Source organism: Kribbella sp. NPDC055110 (assembly GCF_053607525.1).
This window is the reverse complement of sequence record NZ_JBSGTS010000002.1, coordinates 567,917-584,003: the sequence shown is the minus strand read 5'-3', so window position 1 is coordinate 584,003 and position 16,087 is coordinate 567,917. Positions and strand designations below refer to the sequence as shown.

The window sequence follows — 16,087 nt, the reverse complement described above, 5'->3', positions numbered from 1 at the left end:
TTAGCTGCCGGACCGGACATGCGTCAACGCCCCGGTGAACAATCGGCCAACCTGCGGTCAGAGGCTCCGGGCCGACAGCTGAGGGAGCGGGCCGCGGCTGGGGTTCAGCAGGCGCGTGTCGATCGCGTCCTGCGCGAGGCTGGCCGCGCCGAGGGCTACGCACAGCGAGCCGAGAGCAGACGCGTGCAGCTCCGGGACGCGCGGGCAGAGGCGAGCGAGCTCGTCCGCCAATGGTTCGAGCAGTACGTCGGCGGCTTGCGAGAATGCACCGCCGAGCACGAGCAGCCGAGGGTCGACGATCGCGATCGCCGTCGCGGCAGCGACCGCCATGGCGCGCGCGTACTTCCGTACGGCGGCCAGCGCGGCCCGGTCCCCGTCCCGCGCGGCCGCGAAAGCGTGTTCCGCCTTGTCTACCGTGGGAATCTCCGCCGGTACGACGGCATGCAGGTACTCGAGCGCCGCCTCCCACGCGACACCGCGCAGCGCGGACATGTCGGCCGCCGCTCCGTGCGCCCCCCGCCGCAACTCCCCACCAAGCACCAACGCCAACCCCGTACGCCGCCCCGCATGAAGAAACACCATGTCAGCGGGGGTGGACCGAGGGAGGCCGGTCGCGCCGCCTCGGCGTTGTTCGGCCAGCGCCGCGAGCTGACTGTCGTTGTCGACGACAACGAGTTTGGCGTTGAAGTGCCCGGCCAAATCGGTGCCGCCCCAGTCCGGGATCGCGTTGGCCAGTACGACGTTGCCCGCAGCATCAACGAGCCCCGTCGTACCCGCGCCGACGGCCCACACCCGCGCCACCGGCACGCCCGCCTGGCGCGCGCAATCCGCGATCACCCGATCGGCCGTGGCCAGCCGCTGCTTCCGTGGTGTCTCCGGTGTCACGGAGCGCCGCGCGTCCGCGAGCATCCGTCCGTCGAGGTCGGTGAGCACCCCGCGGACCGAGAACGCGCCGATGTCCAGGCCGGCGACGTACCCCGCCTCTGCACGGAACCGATAGCTGCGCGCCGGCCGCCCCCGCCCGCGGATCGCCGGACTCTCCTCAACCAGCCAGCGCCGCGTCACAAGACTGGCGAGAACCTCTTCCACTGCAGTACGCCCGAGACCGCTCTGCTCCACGATCTCCGCGACCCGCGCCTCCCGGGCGGACCGCACCACCCCGAGCACCGCTCGCTCGTTGAGCTGCCGCAACCGCGAGTGATCCCCACCGTCCGACGTCATGATCGCCCAGCCTAAACCGACCTACGACGTACGCCGTCGAACTGGGGCCAAGCCCCGGTGTCTGGGAACAAGCAATTGCCTGTTCCCAGACACCGGGAGCTGTGCCCACAGCGACAAGGCGCCCCGAGTCCTGACCAACGGCTGTCTGAAGCTGCATCGGTTGAGGCCTTGACGTGCAGTTGTGCGCACTGGCTAACTGGGCTGCACCCGCCCTGCCCGAGGAGTTTCAACGCCGTACTGCGAGTCGCCGTACGGCCCCGCACCGGTGCCGCCAACGTGGCCCTGCATCGCCCAGTCGTTGCCTCAAGCATCGAACCCGGTACGTCGTTCACCGCCGACCTCGCTGTCGACGGACAGGCCGCCACGCGCTGGGCGTCCGGCTACGACGACGCTTCCTGGCTCCAGGTCGACCTCGGTACGCCGACGCGCCTCGGCAAGCTCGTGCTGCGCTGGGAGGCGGCGTACGGTTCGGCGTACCGCGTGCAGGTCTCGGACGACGCGAGTACCTGGACGACCGCGACCGAGGTGACCGACGGCGACGGAGGAACCGACACGCTCTGGCTTGACGCCACCGCGCGCTACGTGCGCCTGCAGGGCATCCACCGCGCCACCCAGTACGGCTACTCCCTCTACGAACTCGAGGCCTATCCCACCGCGACCTAGGAAGAAACCCCCGCCGCACCGTCGATCGGTTGATTGCGGCTGGGCCGGCCGGGTACCGGGAGGGGCGATGGAAGGAGTGATGGACGTGCCGGCAGGATCGAGTCGGAAGCGGGAACGGCAGTACGAGCACATCAAGGCGGGCCTGAAGGACCGGGGCCGGAGCGAGGACGTCGCCGAGGAGATCGCGGCGCGGACCGTGAACAAGGAACGTGCCCGCAGTGGCGAGGCGAGGGAGTCGAGCCGCTCCTCCACGCACGACATCTCGTCCGGGCGCCGTGGCGGCCTTCGCTCGCACAGCGGGTCGAAGGGTCGCACGAAGGAACAGCTCTACAACGAAGCCAAGCAGAAGAACATCAAGGGCCGCTCCAAGATGACAAAGGCCCAACTCGCCCAGGCCGTCGGCCGTTAGGTTGAGACGATCCTTACGATCCAGAACCTGACGCCCGCCAGATAGCGCTAGTGGTGTTCGGCGACGGTGGTGACGAACGCGGCGGCGGCTGCGAAGGTCAGCGGTGGTTCGGGATCCCAGAACAGCACCTTGCCGGTGCGGACGCCTGGGACCTCGGACCACCCGGGGATGCCGGACAGACGATCGGCGCCCAGTGAGTTCGGACGCCGGTCGTACAGCACGAGGTCGGCGGGATGGTCGGTGGCGAGCTCGGTCCACTTCACTACCTCCCACCCGCCTGCCGTGGTGGTCGGCGTGAACTGGACGCCTGCGTCGGCGAGCAGGCGCAGGCTCGGCCAGTACGCCGGATTCGCCACATAGGCGTCGGTTTCGGTGCCGCCCGACAGTGCAGTCACTCGCACCGGCGGATTCTGGGTGAGCTTGTTGCCGAGGGCGCCGATCGCCGATGTGAGGTCAGCTTCTTCGTCCGCGAGATCGTCCGCGGTCAGTGCTTGCGCCAGTTCGTGAAAGCGACCGATGACGGATTGGAGCGTCCGTTCTCCGGCGACGCCGATCAGCAGGCTGGGCGCGAGGGCTTCGAGTTCGCCGGCCACAGGCGGCGTGACGCCGTACACCTCACCCGCGTAGGTGACGCCCACCACGAGATCGGGACGCAGGGACTCCACCAGGCTGAGGTCGATGCCGTCACCGGAGCCGACGCAAGGCACGTCCAGGCCTGCCGATACGGCTCCGCTCTCCGCGTGATGCTGGGAGCCGAAGTACCCCACGACCGGTACGCCGAGCTGCTGCAGCGTTTGCGCAGCCTGCGCGTACGCGAGCACCCGCGCAGGGCGACCGGCCAGCGCGAGGTGCTGCTGCCGATCATCGTCGAACCACCAACCACTGGAATCCATGCCGGCACATTCCTCCCGTCGAGTTGCACGCAGAGACCATCATCAGTCGTCTCACCGCCGACCGCAGCGATACAGCGTGTCAGGTGTGCCGCCAAGGACGGTTGGACGCCCGGCGGCGGGCTTGCTGCCGTAGGTCGCGGGGGGCACCACGGTGCAATGCTGCTCGATCCAGGCTTGCCGTTTCTGCTGTACGGCTGCACGGAGGCTGTTCGTCGGCATTGGTTGCGTCTGCTGGCCGGGCGCCGCGCTGAGAATGTAGCGAAGGGTGCCGTCGCTCACCCAGTCCTGGAGCTGGTTCGTGGAGGGTACGTCGTCCTGACCGCCGAAACCGCCCATGCCGATCACCATGGCGTCGGTCTCCATGATGAAAGGAGCGACCGCACCGGATGCGCCGTTGACTGCCAGCGCGATATCGGCGTCGTCGCCGTTGCTCTCGGCGTACTCGAGGATCCGCCGCTGCTCATCGGTCAGCTTCGTCTCCCCGGACCCACCGCCGATCGTCACCATCTGCGGCTGCCGACCGTCACGTGGCTGGCCCGCTGGGCCGGTGACGATGGGCGGGGCGGCGGGGAGACCGCCGGCCGTTGCTGGTCCGGCGGCGGGAGTGTTGCCGTTGGCATTGACGGTGGCGGCCGCAATCGACCAGACGCCCGGGGTCAGTAGGAGCGAGCTGAGGGCGAGGGCCACTGCGGGGCGTCCGATGACGGTACGACGTACTGGAGACACTCGCCCGACGACCAGACCGATGACGGCAGCGCCCGCGATGACGACAACGGCCCATCGGCACCAGCCATACCAACTCGTATCGCGGGAGACCAGCACGAACCCCCACGCCGCGGTGATCGCGATGCCGACCGGCAGCAGCGCCCAGGCCACCGACTCTCGGTACCACCGCCACAACACCGCAATCCCGGCTGCGCAGATCGCGGCGATTGCCGGCGCCATCGCGGTCGTGTAGTACGGATGCATGATCCCCTTCGCGAAGCTGAAGACGGCCGCGTGGATCAGCAACCAACCGCCCCACAGGAACCAGCCCGCCCGATCCCCGGTCGCTTCGCGACGCATCGCCCGTACACCGGCCACTGATACGACAACCAGCACGAACAACGCCAACGGCAGCAGCCACGAGATCTGCCCGCCGACAACGTCGTTGAACATCCGGAACAGCCCGGGATCCCCACCGAACGAGCTGGTCTTCATCTCACCGTTCGGCGAGCCGATAACCATTCCGCCACCCTGATCACCGCCGGAGATGCGCCCGAGACCGTTGTACCCGACGATCAGATCCCACGCGGAACCGTCCGCGCTGCCGCCGATGTACGGCTTGCTCCCCGGCCACCAGTCATGCAGGGCGACCCACCAGAACGACGACAGCACCAGCACACCGCCCGCACCGAGCAGGTCGAGGATGCGCCGCTTCATCGGCCCTGTCGCCCCGACCAGGAAGGCGAGGACGATGGCCGGTACGACGATCCACGCCTGCAGCATCTTCGTGAGGAACCCGCAGCCGACGAAGAACGCGCACCACAACAACCACGTCGTACGGCGACGCGTCGAGGCCGCCTGCACCGAGCGCGTCACGGCGTACGCCGCGGCGACCAGGAGCAGGACCAGCAACGTGTCGGGGTTGTTGTCGCGGTTGATGACGACCGTGACCGGGGTGATCGCGAAGATCAGCGCGGCGAGCAGGGCGACGTTCTCACCGGCCCACAAACGCACCGTGCGATGGAGCAGGAACACTCCCGCGACACCTTCGATCACCTGCGGCAGGAGTACCGACCAACCGTGGAAGCCGAAGATCAGGACGGAGATCACCTGCGGCCAGAGGGCCATCGGCGGCTTGTCGACGGTGATCACGCCGTACGGATCGAACGACCCGAAGAGGAAGTTGGAGAAGCTGTCGGTCATCGACCTGACCGCGGCCGAGTAGTAGGTGTTGCCCAGTTGGCCGCCGCCGATCTCCCAGAGGTACAGCAACCCGGCGAGTAGGCAGATCGCTACCAGTGCCCAGGTCCGCCACCGGTTCCTTGCCGTCAGCAACGCCGCCATCATTCGTCCCTTCCCGTGGTCATGCGCTAGGTCTACCGATGGCGACCGATGGGTGACCGATGGTTGTTCCATAACAAATCCATAGGTTCCGGCTGCGATGATGTGCTGGTGCGGATTCTGTTGGTCGAGGACGAGCAACCGTTGGCGAAGTACGTCGCGACCGGGCTACGCAAACACGGCTACGCGGTCGACATCGCGTACGACGGCCGGACCGCACTCGACAAGTGCGAGGTCACGCCGTACGACGTCGTCGTACTGGACCGGGATCTCCCGGTGCTGCACGGGGACGCAGTGTGCCGGCAGCTCGCCGAGACCGGCACCGCTCGGATCCTGATGCTCACCGCGTCCGGTGCGGTCGAGGACCGGGTCGACGGGCTGGCCCTGGGCGCGGACGACTACCTGGGCAAACCGTTCGCGTTCTCCGAACTGATCGCCCGTGTCGGGGCGCTCGCCCGGCGCAGCACACCCGCCCGGCCCCCGATCCTGCGAGCCGGTGACGTGTCCCTCGACCCAGCCCGGCGTACGGCGGAACGCGCGGGCCGGCCGCTCTACTTGACGCCCAAGGAGTTCGGGGTGCTGGAGCAACTGCTGGCAGCCGGTGGCGATGTGGTCAGCGCCGAGACTCTGCTCGACAAGGTCTGGGACGAGCACGCCGACCCGTTCACGAACGCGGTCCGGATCGCGATCGGCACGCTGCGCCGTAAGCTCGGCGATCCACCGCTGATCGAGACCGTGACCAGCGCCGGCTACCGGATCAGCACATGCGCCTCCACCTGACCGCCCGGGCCCGGCTGACGGTCCTGTACACCGGCATGGTCCTTGCCGCCGGCATCGTTCTCACCACCTTGACCTACCTGCTGATGCGCCGGGCGGTGGGTCGGCGGCTCGCAGTCGTGATCTTCAACGTGGACGGTACTCCCGGTCCGCTCCCGCCGCTGCCGCAAGACACCCATCAGGTCAGCCAGAAACTGCAGGAAGCGACGTTGTCCGCGTTCCTGACCCAGTCCGCGATCGCGTTGACGGTGGTCACCGTGCTGGCCGCCGTACTGGGCTGGCTGGTCGCGGGACGCGTGCTGAGACCGATCCGGAGCATCTCGGCGACGGCCAAGCGACTGTCCCTGGAGAACCTCTCCGAACGAGTGCCGGTCACCACACCCGCCGACGAACTCACCACCCTGGCCGGCACCATCAACGGGATGCTGGATCGCATCCAGCAAGGCATCGCCGAGCGCGATCTGGTGCTGCAGAGCCAGCGCATGTTCACCGCCAACGCCGCGCACGAGCTGCGTACGCCGCTGACCACGATGCGCACCGCCATCGACGTCACACTCGACGGCCGGCCCGACGCCGACGAGCTGCTCAGCATGACGCGTGACATCAAAGCCGCGGTCGAGCACAGTCAGCGCACGCTCGACGGACTCCTCGAACTGTCCCGCAGCCAGGCCGGCTCCGGCGCGAGGCACCTGGTCGACCTCGCCGACGTCGTGACGACCATACTCGAGACAGCACGCCCCCGCGACCTCACCGTGCACACCGACCTGCTGCCCGCGCCGATCACCGGCGTACCGGTCCTGATCGAACGCATGGTCGGCAACCTGGTCGACAACGCGATCGCCTACAACCACCCTGGCGGCCGGATCGACATCGCCACCGGCCGCGAGAACGGCCTTGCGGTACTGCGAATCGGCAACAGCGGCACCGTGGTCACACCGGACCAGGCGCACCGCCTGCTCGAACCGTTCGTCCGTGGCGACGGCGCTCGTCTGCACACCGAAGCAGGCGCCGGACTAGGCCTGTCCATCGTGCACGCGATCGTCACCGCGCACGACGGCGAGATCACCACCACCGCCCGTCCGACTGGCGGCCTGGACATCACCCTCCGCTTCCCAGCAGAGCACCGAAGCTCTGCTCGACTGCCTTGAGTGTCTGCTCGACTGTCTGACCGTCGACCAGGATGACGCGTGCGTCGGTCCCCTCGAGCTGGCTTCGTACCAGCTCCCAACCCCAGACCAGACCGCTGTGGTCGCCACCCGGATTCCTGCCTTCCAACCGCGCGAGCTGCTCGTCCTTAGAAGGCATCAACCACACGGCATTCTCGGCGACCCCAGCCATCGCGGGAGTGACAAAGGCGCCTTCGACAACAACTGATGTCTCCACAGGCAAGACATCTTCCAGAATCATCGGCCCACGATCGAACTCCCCCGGACCGGTCCCGAGGACATGAAGCCCAGCCGCAGCCGCCCGCTCCTCGTGGTCGGAAGCATGAGCATCCACGCTGTACCAAAGAAACCCGTACTTCCGCGCAAGCAACCGACTGACCGTCGTCTTCCCCGCGCCCGCCGGACCACCCACCCAGAAGATCATATAAACCCAGTCTATCCAGGCCGTCCTAGTCAGCCGGACGTCGCGACAGGAGCTCCAGCCCGGGTGCACGACCTGACCTGGGGAGGATTTTGCGCCGAATCGGGCACAAAATCCTCCCCAACCTCACGTCTGATCCCGGACGGCTGCGATCGGATGGTGAGTGACACACGTCCGGGCACGCGCCGACATCACGAAGTCCGGCTGTAGTACTAGTTGGTCGGGGCGGTCAACTGCGTCGTCTGGCCGGTGCTGATTGCGTCTTCGATCGCGCAGATGATCTGGGTGACGAGTACGCCGTGGTCGATATCCGGTCCGAGGTCGCCGCCGTCGACGAGTCCGGCCGCGAAGTCCTGCACCATCCACACGGCAGGGCCGACCTGTGATCGTCCGATCCGGCCGGAGACCGGCCACGCCGACCGGTACTTGTCGCTCACCACGGTGAGGCCCTGATGCGACAGGTCCGCGGTCACCGACCCCTCGGTGCCGATCACCTGGAACCGGAAGTCGACGATGCCGTCACCGGCATCCGGGAGCGTCCACGCGGAGGAGAGCGTCGCCGTCGAACCATCGTCGAAGCTGAGCAGCGCATGTACGACGTCCCAGGTGTCGATGCCGCGCTTGGCGAGGACGCCACGCGACCCCACCGCGCTCACCGAAACAGGCGTCCTGCCAGTGAGCCACAGCAGGAGATCGAGCGTGTGCGGCATGAGGAACCAGGCCGGCGACGACTGCGCCGCCCACGAGAGCATGGTGGTCGGCACGAAGAAGGAGTTGCTCAGGGTGGCCGATGCCGTGATCGGTTCACCAACGCTCGCCATCGCCGCCTTGGCCTGCACCACATGGGGATTCCAGCGGTTCTCGAAGCCGACGAGGCACCGAACGCCGGAGCGGTGAACCGCCGCGGCTATGGCGAGGGCATCGTCCCGGTTGGTGGCGACCGGCTTCTCGATCAGGAGATGCTTGCCGGCATCAGCCACGTCGATGGCGATCTGGCGGTGCGCGAAGTCAGGGGTCGCCACGATCACGGCGTCCGGATCGAATGCCTCGAGCAACTCGGTGTGCGACGCGATGACGGGCAGGCCGGTGGCGTCGCGAGCCTCCTCGGCGACCTTGGCCGAGGCCTCCGCGAGCCCGACGACGGTGACGTCCGGCTGCCCTCGGAGTGCCTCGGCGAACAGTCTCCCGCGCAACCCGGCGCCGACAATGCCTATGGTGACCATCAGAACAGTGTGAAGCCGCCGTCGACCTTGACGACAGAGCCGGTCATGAAACTGGACGCCTCGCTCGCCAGGAAGATCGCCACCGGCCCCAGCTCCGGCGGCAAACCGTAGCGCTTCAGGGCGGCGGGATCGACGCACCACTGCTTGAACTCCGGCTGGTCGACGGGCGACATCTCCGTGAGGAAGTACCCCGGCGCCATCGCGTTCACGCGGATCCCGTGCGGCGCCCACTCGGCCGCCAGCGCCTTGGTCAGCTGATGTACGGCGGCCTTCGACGACAGGTACGACGCCTGCCAGCGGGGCTGGTTCACGATCTCGGCCGACATGGAGCCGACGTTGACGATGGTGCCTCCGCCTCGCTCCGCCATCCGGCGTCCGACCGCACGACTGCAGTACCAGACGCCGTCGACGTTGACGGAGAACACCTCGTGCCAGGCTTCATCAGGCGTCTCGAAGGCCCGGCCGGCGACGCCGATGCCGGCGTTGTTGAGCAACACGTCGATCTCGCCGAATTCGGTGCTCACCTGCTCGACCGCACGTTCGACGTCCTCGACATCGGACACCTCGAGCTGTACGCCGTACGCGCGAATGCCGAGCGTACGCAGTTCGTCCGCGGCGGCCTCAGCCGCTGCGAGCGTCCGCGCCGTCACCGCCACCGCCGCCCCCGCGTCACCGAGCGCCTCGGCCATCGCCCGCCCAAGCCCCCGATTCCCACCGGTAACCAAAGCAACCTTGCCCTCGAGAGAGAACTTCTGCATAGCGTTCATGACGTCCTTTCGTGTACCTATGCCCCGCTCTGGTGGTCTTTGTGAACGCACCAACCATTCTGGGGCCGTCGAGATGGTTGGTGGGTTCTCAAAGATGAGTCTGGTGCGGTCAGAGGGAGATTTCGTAGAGGTCGCCGCGGAAGGTGGAGATGGTGTGTTCGAAGAGTTGGCCGGTGGCGGTTTCGGAGGTGACGATCGTTTGCAGGCAGGGGAGGGTCGGCTCGATGCGTAGGTGTTCGGTCTCTTCGGGGTGGGGTAAGCGGGTCGAGACGACGATGCTCTTCCGCACGATGGTGATGCCGTACTGCGTGGTGAGCGTGTCGTAGAGGGATTGCTCGAGGTTCACCGCCAGCAGTCCCGGAAGCAGAGGTGCCGACAAGGTGCTGACCTCGAACCCCAGCGGTACGCCGTCTCCCAGCCGCACCCGTTTGATCGAGTACACCTGCGAACCTTCGGGGGCCTCGAACCACTCGGCTTCCTCGGCCGTCGAGCGCCGTACGGTCGCCTCCACCAGCACGCTGCTCGGCCGGCGGCCGGACGAACGCATCGTGTCGGTGAACGACGCGGCGCTGCCCATCATCTTGGTGACGCGGGGATGGGCGACGAAGGTGCCACGGCCGGGTACGCCGCGCAGCTGGCCGTTCTGGGTCAGGATCTGGAGCGCACGCCGTACCGTCATCGTCGACGCGCCGAACTCGGCGGCGAGCTCCTTCTCGGTCGGGATCCGCGCCCCGGCCTCGAGCGTCGCGATCCGTCCGGACAGGTCCTGAAGGATCTCTTCGTACTTGTGTGCCACGGACGGTTCCCCTCGTTCGACGCAGGCCCCAACCCTAGTGCAATCAACATCCGGGATCCGCTTGGCATGCCGCGGCGGGTCTGCTACCTTCCAATCAACCCTATGGTAATCAGAATACCCTAGGGATATCGTCCCTGGAGGTTCTGATGCGTGAACGAAGGCTCGCCGTCCTGGCGGCGATCGTCTTGGCGGGAGTGGTCGCGGGCTGCACGCCCAGTACCGGGTCGAAGGCCGGCAGTGCGGGTGGGGAGCAGGGCAGCGGGAGCGGCACCGTGAAGATGGTGCTGTGGCCGGGGCCCGAGGGTGATGCCATGGGCAAGGTAGTCGAGGCCTACAACGCCGGTCAGGGCGCCAAGGACAAGATCAAGGTCGACATGACCCTGTTGTCGCGTCAGGACACCTTCTCCAAGGAGGCGACGCTGATGGCGGCCAAGTCGAGCCAGCAGGACATCTACTTCGTCGCGAGCTACAACGTCGGCCAGTACGCGAACTCGCTCGACCCGCTCACGACCGTAGACTCCAGCAACTACTTCCCGGTGGCAGTCGACGGCCTGAAGTACCAGGACAAGCAGTACGCCCTGCCGCTGGACGTCTCGAACCACTTCCTGCTGTACCGCAAGGACCTGGTCGACGTGCTGCTCGCGGCCAAGAACCAGTGGCCGGCGTACGAGGCGGTGGCCGCGAAGGCGATCGGCGAGAAGCGTGACCCGAAACCCGCGGCGGACTGGGACTGGAACGACTACATCGCGATGGCGGCCTGGTTCAGCAAGACCGCGAACCCGTCCTCGCCGACGCAGTACGGCACGATCCTGCAGGCCAAGAACCTGCTCTACAACACGATGATCTGGGACGACGTGCTCTGGGGCGAGGGCGGCTCCTGGACCACCGCCGACGGCAAGGCCAACCTGGACAGCCCGGCGGCGACCAAGGCGGTCGGGGTCTACAGCACGATCTACAAGAACGGCTGGACGTCCAAGGACAGCTCGCAGGCCGAGTTCCCCGAGACCCAGGCCGCGCTCAAGGCCGGGAAGACGGCGTTCGCGCTGCAGTGGTCGGCCGGGTTCGCGGAGCTGAACGACAAGACGAAGTCGCCGCTGGTGGCCGGCAAGATCGCGATCGCGCCGGTGCCGGGTCACAAGACCCACGTGCACGCGCTGGCGGTGGCGTTGAACAAGTACTCCGGGAACAAGGGCGCCGCGACCAAGTTCCTCGACTACCTGGCGACGTCGGAGGCGATGACGGCGTACGCGAAGGCAGGCGGTATCCCGGCGATGCCCGCCGTACTGAAGGAGAACACTGCGATCAATCCGGCGTTCGGGCAGATCGCGGACTCGATCGACAAGTACGGCTACTCGGTGCCGGTGTTCCCGAACACCTTCCAGGCCTACAGCAAGCTCGCCGAGTCCCTGAGCGGTGCGTGGGTCGGCCAGCAGGACGCCGGTACGGCGCTGAAGACGGCGAACGCGTCGCTGCAGAAGCTGCTGGGCTGACGGAGGAATCACGTTGAGGACATCGACCACGTCCCGCCTGCCGAAATGGCTGCTGGGTTCGCCGCTGATCATCTTCGCGCTGATCTTCGTGGCCTACCCGGTGTACCAAGGGATCCAGACCGGCTTCTACGGGTTGTCGCTGCAGAACCCGGAGACGCTGTTCACCGGGCTCGCGAACTTCGGCACGGTCCTGACCGACCCCGGGTTCCTCGCTGCCGCGCGCTTCACCGCGCTGTTCGCGGTGGCGGTGACCGCGATCGAGACGGTGCTGGGCTTCGGGCTAGCACTGCTCGTGAACCGGGAGTTTCCCGGCAAGAAGGTCTTCTTCACCATGCTGCTGGTGCCGATCATGGTGGCGCCCGCGCTGCTCGGCGTGATGTTCCGGCTGCTGCTCAACGGTGACATCGGCCTGGTCCCGGCGGTACTGCGCAGCGTCGGGCTGGACATCTCCTTGTTCGCGCCGAACACCGTGGTCCCGCTGCTGGTCCTGCTGGACATCCTGCAGTGGACTCCGTTCGCGTTCCTCATCATGTACGCCGGTCTGCAGTCCTTCCCGACCGACGTACTGGAGGCGGCGCAGGTCGACGGCGCCGGGCGGCTCCGGATTCTGCGCTCGATCGTCGTGCCGATCATGAAGCCGATCATCTTCGCGGCAGTGTTCCTGCGGCTGATCGACGCGCTTCGGACCTTCGACGTGATCTACGTGCTGACGGCCGGCGGTCCCGGGACGAAGACGACCACGATGAGCATCTACATCTACAAGACCGCGTTCGAATCCGGGCAGTTCGGCCTGGCCGCGGCGGCGTCCACGATCGTGATGATCGTCCTGCTGCCGTTCGTCCCGATCTTCGTCAAGCGAATCGTGGGGGCGCAGCGATGAGACGCCTCTGGGGTACGACGGTAGCGGTCGGTCTGATCGCGGTCGCGGTGAACGTTCCGTGGTTCAACACGCTCTTCGTCAGTTTCAGGTCCGACGGCGACATCTCCCGGGGCGCCACCGCCATCGGGACGCCGACGACCGACCACTACGCCAACGCACTAGGTGCCGCGGGCTACGACTTCCCGCGCTTCTTCCTCAATTCGGGGCTGATCGCGGGCGGCGCGGTCGTGCTCGTACTGCTGATCGCGATCCCGAGCACGTACGCCGCGATCCGGCTGGGGTTCGGCGGCCGCTTCATCATGAACGCGGCCAGCGGACTACGGTTGCTTCCGGCAATCTTCTTCGCCGTACCGTATTTCCTGCTGATGTCGAACCTGGGCCTGCTCGACACCGTCCCGGGCCTGATCCTGGCCAACACCTTCCTCAACCTGCCGCTGGCGATCATCTTGCTGTCGGCGGGATTCCGGGACCTGCCGATCGAGGTGGAGGAGGCCGCCAAGGTCGACGGCGCGAACACGTACCGGATCCTCTGGTCGGTGCTGATGCCGATCCTCGCCCCGTCGCTCGTCGCGGTGGCGGTCCTGGTCTTCATCTTCTCGTGGAACGACTACCTGTTCGCTCTCGTACTGTCGTCGTCGAACGCCACCCCGATCACGCTCGGCGCCGCGAACTTCGTGACCAGCACCGGCATCCGCTGGGGCGACATCTCGGCGACCGCGATTCTGTCCACGCTGCCGCCAGTGCTCTTCGCCGTGTTCGCCCAGCGGTACCTGGTCAGTGGTCTGTCGGCCGGCGCGGTGAAGGGATGATCCTCGTCGCCGACATCGGCGGAACCAAGATCGCCGCGACCCGCGTCGACAGCGACGGCACTGTCTGCGCGGAACTCCGCCAAACCCGGACCCCGGCCGCACAGGGAGCACGCAGCGTCGTCGATGCGACCGCTGCTCTGCTCGCCTCCCTGCAACAACCCGACGACATCGCCGTTGCCATCTCGACAGCGGGTGTGGTCGACACGACGACCGGAACCGTGCTCGCCGCGACTAGCAGCCTCTCGGGTTGGGGTGGGACACCTCTGGCGGCCCTCGTGTCCGAGAAACTCGATCTGCCGACCTGGGTGCTCGGTGACGGCAACGCCTTCGGTGTCGGTCTGTCGCTCGAGTTCGAGGCGACCAATCTGCTCGTCCTCGTGGCCGGCACGGGCATCGGAGGAAGTCTGATCGTCGCCGGGGATCCGGTCCTCGGCGCGCATCACGCCGGCGGTCACCTCGGGCATGTCGTCGTACCCGAAGCGGCCGGAATGCCCTGTCCTTGCGGGCGAACCGGCCATCTCGAAGCCGTTGCCAGCGGCCACGGAATCCTCGTCTGGTACCACGCCCACGGCGGCGACCCTGCCATCACGACGACCCGCGAGCTGATCGGTCGCCCGGCAGACAAGGTGGCTGTGGCCGCTCTGACAACCGGCGGTACGGCGCTTGGCGCGGCGGCCGGTGGACTCGTGAACGCCGTCGACCCGGAGCTCGTCGTTGTCGCCGGAAGTGTCGCCCGTGCAGGCGATCCGTGGGAGTCGGCGCTCCGGGCGGCGTACGAGGACACCCTGATTCCGTCCGTCTCGGGCACGCGGCTCGAGATCTCCGCTGCCGGCGCCGAGACCGCGTTACGTGGCGCCGCGCACTATGTGATGAGGAGGATGAGCGCATGACCGACCCGCGACTCGCCTCGATCAAGGGTCAGCTCGTTGTCTCTTGCCAGGCCTATCCCGGCGAGCCGATGCAGTCGCCGACGATCATGGCCGCCGTGGCGCAGGCCGTCGTCGCCGGTGGCGCGAAAGGTGTCCGGGCGCAAGGAATCGAGGACCTCGAGGCCATTCGCCCGCTCGTCGACGTTTGCCTGATCGGCCTGGTCAAACGCGGCGCCGACGGCGTCTTCATCACGCCCACCGTCGCTGATGCGCTGGACTGTGTCACCGCCGGCGCGGACATTGTCGCCGTGGACGGCACGCGCCGCGACCGGCCCGACGGTCAGCCTCTGGCCGAAACCGTGGCCGCCGTACACGCAGCCGGCGCCCTGGTGATGGCCGACTGCGGCAGTCTCGACGACGCCCTCTACAGCGTCGCAGCGGGCGCCGACTGCGTTGGGACCACGCTGGCCGGCTATACCGGCGAGCGCCCCGTCACCCGCGGCCCCGACTTCGACCTGCTCGCCCAACTCGTGGCGCAGGTGACCGTCCCGGTCATCGCCGAAGGACGCATCCGCAACCCCGCCGACGCCCGGGCCTGTCTCAACGCCGGCGCGTACGCCGTCGCGGTCGGAACAGCGATCACCCACCCCACCCGCATCACCCAGACCTTCGCCGACCAACTGAGCGCCAGCGGTTGATGCGGGCCCAGGCGGTTACTCGCCGAACAGCAGCGGCTGGTCGCCGGGCTGGAGGACGCGGCGGAAGTAGACGGGGTCGGTGAAGGTTGCCGGGACCTTGCCGAGGCCCTGGATGACGGTGGCGGTGCCGTTGGCGTGGCCCACGGCGTACAGGTAGCCCGCTCCGGTGTCCTTGTCGATACCGAGCAGCAGGGTGCCGTAGTTGCCGCACTTCTCGGCGATGAGCGTCTCGAAGCCCTGCCAGGTCGAGGTGCGGACCTTCTTCACGATCGGTTTCATCGGCGAGGTCAGGGGAAGCCGGATCGTGTAGAGGGCGCCGCCCCGGGTGGTGGCCAGGAAGGTGTCGTACGTCGTCGTCTGGCTGATCAGCACCATCGTCTTCACCGCCGCGAACCCACCCGCGGACTGTGCGTTGGTCCAGCCGAACCCGCCCTTGTCGTCCCACCGGGTCAGCGTGCCGTTGCTGCGCAGCGCGTAATGGTTGACCAAGGCCCAGGGATCCGGATCGTTCGGGTAGCTCGTCTCGAGGAAGGTGGCGTCACCCCAGCCGCCACCGATCCGGAAGTTGTGCGAGTACGTTCGGTCGACCTCGCCGGATTCGGTGATGAAGTAGCTGCTGCTGTACAGGCCCGAGCCGATCACCACGTGGCCGGCGTACGCGCCGCCAAAACCCTGGACGACGGGGTCGTTGAAGAACAGACTGCTCAGCCTGGGCAGGCCCTCAGGAAAGAGGGCGGGATAGCTTCTCTTCTCCTGCACGGTTGCCGGCGATCCGGCAGTGATCACCCTGTCCGTGTGATCGCCGCCGGGGGTCACCGACCCGATCTCCATCGTGCACCCTGCGGTGGCGGTTGTGTCAGCAGCCAGTGCCTCGCCCGGAGCCACGGCCAGCACCCCCGTCACCAGCGCGGCGGCAGCAGCCAGCCGCCCCGCCGTACTGAGTCGTTTGGACATGGTGA

General features: G+C 67.4%; 17 protein-coding genes. 9 read left to right on the top strand and 8 right to left on the bottom strand.

All coding sequences use genetic code 11. The features are described 5' to 3' along the window. Nucleotides 1–57 precede the first annotated feature (57 nt). Nucleotides 58–1,221, bottom strand: a complete 1,164-nt coding sequence (locus ACWF0M_RS05845; protein WP_452234449.1) for an ROK family protein — start codon at nt 1,219–1,221, stop codon at nt 58–60. A 276-nt stretch (nt 1,222–1,497) separates the two neighbouring features. On the opposite strand from ACWF0M_RS05845, the gene ACWF0M_RS05840 reads away from it, so the two are divergent. Both ACWF0M_RS05840 and ACWF0M_RS05835 read left to right on the top strand, forming a co-directional pair. Beyond that, nucleotides 1,498–1,884 (top strand): discoidin domain-containing protein, encoded by a 387-nt coding sequence (locus ACWF0M_RS05840; protein ID WP_452234448.1) that lies wholly within the window; start codon nt 1,498–1,500, stop codon nt 1,882–1,884. A 67-nt stretch (nt 1,885–1,951) separates the two neighbouring features. Next, nucleotides 1,952–2,293 (top strand): plasmid stabilization protein, encoded by a 342-nt coding sequence (locus ACWF0M_RS05835; RefSeq protein ID WP_452234447.1) that lies wholly within the window; start codon nt 1,952–1,954, stop codon nt 2,291–2,293. A 47-nt stretch (nt 2,294–2,340) separates the two neighbouring features. On the opposite strand, the gene ACWF0M_RS05830 is transcribed toward ACWF0M_RS05835, so the two are convergent. Then, complete coding sequence (locus ACWF0M_RS05830; RefSeq protein WP_452234446.1) at nt 2,341–3,186, bottom strand: ABC transporter substrate-binding protein; 846 nt, start codon at nt 3,184–3,186, stop codon at nt 2,341–2,343. A gap of 51 nt (nt 3,187–3,237) precedes the next feature. Continuing rightward, the gene (locus tag ACWF0M_RS05825; protein ID WP_452234445.1) at nt 3,238–5,235 is read right to left on the bottom strand and encodes an ArnT family glycosyltransferase; all 1,998 of its coding nucleotides are present in this window, start codon (nt 5,233–5,235) and stop codon (nt 3,238–3,240) included. 108 nt (nt 5,236–5,343) lie between these two features. On the opposite strand from ACWF0M_RS05825, the gene ACWF0M_RS05820 reads away from it, so the two are divergent. Next, a complete protein-coding gene (locus ACWF0M_RS05820; RefSeq protein ID WP_452234444.1) occupies nt 5,344–6,012 on the top strand; it encodes a response regulator transcription factor in 669 nt (222 codons plus the stop codon). Then, on the top strand, nt 5,997–7,157 hold the full coding sequence (locus ACWF0M_RS05815; protein WP_452234443.1) for a sensor histidine kinase: 1,161 nt from the start codon (nt 5,997–5,999) through the stop codon (nt 7,155–7,157). Before ACWF0M_RS05820 ends, ACWF0M_RS05815 begins: the two co-directional genes overlap by 16 nt. On the opposite strand, the gene ACWF0M_RS05810 is transcribed toward ACWF0M_RS05815, so the two are convergent. The 4 genes from ACWF0M_RS05810 to ACWF0M_RS05795 form a co-directional block, all read right to left on the bottom strand. After that, the gene (locus ACWF0M_RS05810; RefSeq protein WP_452234442.1) at nt 7,108–7,599 is read right to left on the bottom strand and encodes an AAA family ATPase; all 492 of its coding nucleotides are present in this window, start codon (nt 7,597–7,599) and stop codon (nt 7,108–7,110) included. The two genes, ACWF0M_RS05815 and ACWF0M_RS05810, sit on opposite strands and share 50 nt — an antisense overlap. 209 nt (nt 7,600–7,808) lie before the next feature. After that, nucleotides 7,809–8,819, bottom strand: coding sequence for a Gfo/Idh/MocA family protein (locus ACWF0M_RS05805; protein ID WP_452234441.1), 1,011 nt, complete (start codon nt 8,817–8,819; stop codon nt 7,809–7,811). Continuing rightward, nucleotides 8,819–9,577 (bottom strand): SDR family NAD(P)-dependent oxidoreductase, encoded by a 759-nt coding sequence (locus tag ACWF0M_RS05800; protein ID WP_452234440.1) that lies wholly within the window; start codon nt 9,575–9,577, stop codon nt 8,819–8,821. Before ACWF0M_RS05800 ends, ACWF0M_RS05805 begins: the two co-directional genes overlap by 1 nt. A 118-nt stretch (nt 9,578–9,695) precedes the next feature. Beyond that, nucleotides 9,696–10,382, bottom strand: a complete 687-nt coding sequence (locus ACWF0M_RS05795; protein WP_452234439.1) for a GntR family transcriptional regulator — start codon at nt 10,380–10,382, stop codon at nt 9,696–9,698. Between the two features lie 146 nt (nt 10,383–10,528). On the opposite strand from ACWF0M_RS05795, the gene ACWF0M_RS05790 reads away from it, so the two are divergent. Genes ACWF0M_RS05790 through ACWF0M_RS05770 form a run of 5 tightly spaced genes read left to right on the top strand, consistent with a single transcriptional unit; the run spans nt 10,529 to nt 15,128 of the window. Next, nucleotides 10,529–11,872, top strand: a complete 1,344-nt coding sequence (locus tag ACWF0M_RS05790) for an ABC transporter substrate-binding protein (RefSeq protein WP_452234438.1) — start codon at nt 10,529–10,531, stop codon at nt 11,870–11,872. Between the two features lie 13 nt (nt 11,873–11,885). Next, entirely contained in the window at nt 11,886–12,752 is an 867-nt protein-coding gene (locus tag ACWF0M_RS05785; RefSeq protein WP_452234437.1) for a carbohydrate ABC transporter permease, read from the top strand. Next, on the top strand, nt 12,749–13,561 hold the full coding sequence (locus ACWF0M_RS05780) for a carbohydrate ABC transporter permease (protein ID WP_452234436.1): 813 nt from the start codon (nt 12,749–12,751) through the stop codon (nt 13,559–13,561). Before ACWF0M_RS05785 ends, ACWF0M_RS05780 begins: the two co-directional genes overlap by 4 nt. Further along, nucleotides 13,558–14,451 carry an ROK family protein gene (locus tag ACWF0M_RS05775; RefSeq protein ID WP_452234435.1) on the top strand — a complete coding sequence of 298 codons (894 nt, stop codon included), beginning with the start codon at nt 13,558–13,560 and terminating at the stop codon, nt 14,449–14,451. The genes ACWF0M_RS05780 and ACWF0M_RS05775 overlap by 4 nt, the downstream gene beginning before the upstream one ends. Continuing rightward, nucleotides 14,448–15,128 carry an N-acetylmannosamine-6-phosphate 2-epimerase gene (locus ACWF0M_RS05770; protein WP_452234434.1) on the top strand — a complete coding sequence of 227 codons (681 nt, stop codon included), beginning with the start codon at nt 14,448–14,450 and terminating at the stop codon, nt 15,126–15,128. Before ACWF0M_RS05775 ends, ACWF0M_RS05770 begins: the two co-directional genes overlap by 4 nt. A gap of 15 nt (nt 15,129–15,143) precedes the next feature. Here the strand turns inward: ACWF0M_RS05770 and ACWF0M_RS05765 are convergent, their stop codons facing one another. After that, the gene (locus ACWF0M_RS05765; protein ID WP_452234433.1) at nt 15,144–16,082 is read right to left on the bottom strand and encodes a hypothetical protein; all 939 of its coding nucleotides are present in this window, start codon (nt 16,080–16,082) and stop codon (nt 15,144–15,146) included. Between the last annotated feature and the right edge of the window lie 5 nt (nt 16,083–16,087).

Coding starts and splice junctions, on each gene's coding strand:
- ACWF0M_RS05815 (WP_452234443.1), top strand. CDS start 5,997: ATGCGCCTCCACCTGACCGCCCGGGCCCGGCTGACGGTCCTGTACACC.
- ACWF0M_RS05810 (WP_452234442.1), bottom strand. CDS start 7,599: ATGATCTTCTGGGTGGGTGGTCCGGCGGGCGCGGGGAAGACGACGGTC.
- ACWF0M_RS05770 (WP_452234434.1), top strand. CDS start 14,448: ATGACCGACCCGCGACTCGCCTCGATCAAGGGTCAGCTCGTTGTCTCT.
- ACWF0M_RS05765 (WP_452234433.1), bottom strand. CDS start 16,082: ATGTCCAAACGACTCAGTACGGCGGGGCGGCTGGCTGCTGCCGCCGCG.
- ACWF0M_RS05835 (WP_452234447.1), top strand. CDS start 1,952: ATGGAAGGAGTGATGGACGTGCCGGCAGGATCGAGTCGGAAGCGGGAA.
- ACWF0M_RS05805 (WP_452234441.1), bottom strand. CDS start 8,819: ATGGTCACCATAGGCATTGTCGGCGCCGGGTTGCGCGGGAGACTGTTC.
- ACWF0M_RS05825 (WP_452234445.1), bottom strand. CDS start 5,235: ATGGCGGCGTTGCTGACGGCAAGGAACCGGTGGCGGACCTGGGCACTG.
- ACWF0M_RS05780 (WP_452234436.1), top strand. CDS start 12,749: ATGAGACGCCTCTGGGGTACGACGGTAGCGGTCGGTCTGATCGCGGTC.
- ACWF0M_RS05800 (WP_452234440.1), bottom strand. CDS start 9,577: ATGCAGAAGTTCTCTCTCGAGGGCAAGGTTGCTTTGGTTACCGGTGGG.
- ACWF0M_RS05775 (WP_452234435.1), top strand. CDS start 13,558: ATGATCCTCGTCGCCGACATCGGCGGAACCAAGATCGCCGCGACCCGC.
- ACWF0M_RS05845 (WP_452234449.1), bottom strand. CDS start 1,221: ATGACGTCGGACGGTGGGGATCACTCGCGGTTGCGGCAGCTCAACGAG.
- ACWF0M_RS05830 (WP_452234446.1), bottom strand. CDS start 3,186: ATGGATTCCAGTGGTTGGTGGTTCGACGATGATCGGCAGCAGCACCTC.
- ACWF0M_RS05790 (WP_452234438.1), top strand. CDS start 10,529: ATGCGTGAACGAAGGCTCGCCGTCCTGGCGGCGATCGTCTTGGCGGGA.